Annotated in this window: 1 protein-coding gene; it reads left to right on the top strand. The window is 39.1% G+C overall.

Translation table 11 applies throughout. The features are described from left to right. The first annotated feature begins 33 nt into the window (after positions 1–33). Positions 34–468, top strand: a complete 435-nt coding sequence (locus PL85_RS17995) for a GNAT family N-acetyltransferase (protein ID WP_170889306.1) — start codon at positions 34–36, stop codon at positions 466–468. The last annotated feature ends 25 nt before the right edge of the window (positions 469–493 follow it).

Raw genomic sequence — 493 nt, forward strand, 5'->3', positions numbered from 1 at the left:
CTTAGCCGGGCGTTATAAGCTTTGGAGGCTTTAGTGATTACAATTCGAGAAATGGATATTTCCGATTACGATTCAGTGATTGATCTGTGGCGCCAGACGGAAAGCTTGTCATTAAGAGATGCTGATTCTAAACAAAGCATTGAAAGTTACCTTAACCGAAACTCTGGGCTAAGTTTTGTTGCGTTAAGCGGCAATAACATTATTGGTGCGGTACTCGTTGGGACCGATGGTCGCAGAGGGTATCTGCAACATTTGGCTGTTTCATCAGAATTTCGAGGCCAAAAAATAGGTAAAGCTTTGGTTGAAAAATCAGTTGATGCTTTGACTTCGATTGGTGTTTCAAAGACGCATTTATTTGTTTATAGCAATAATGTTAATGCGCAAAATTTTTACGAAAAATTAGGCTGGCTTCCAAGGGATGAAATACGCATGTATTCATTTAATAACTCAAGTAATCCAAACGTTTAGTGGCAGCTTATAACAAACGGCTCAA

This window comes from Vibrio anguillarum (genome assembly GCF_001989995.2).
In the GTDB taxonomy this organism is placed as follows: domain Bacteria; phylum Pseudomonadota; class Gammaproteobacteria; order Enterobacterales; family Vibrionaceae; genus Vibrio; species Vibrio anguillarum.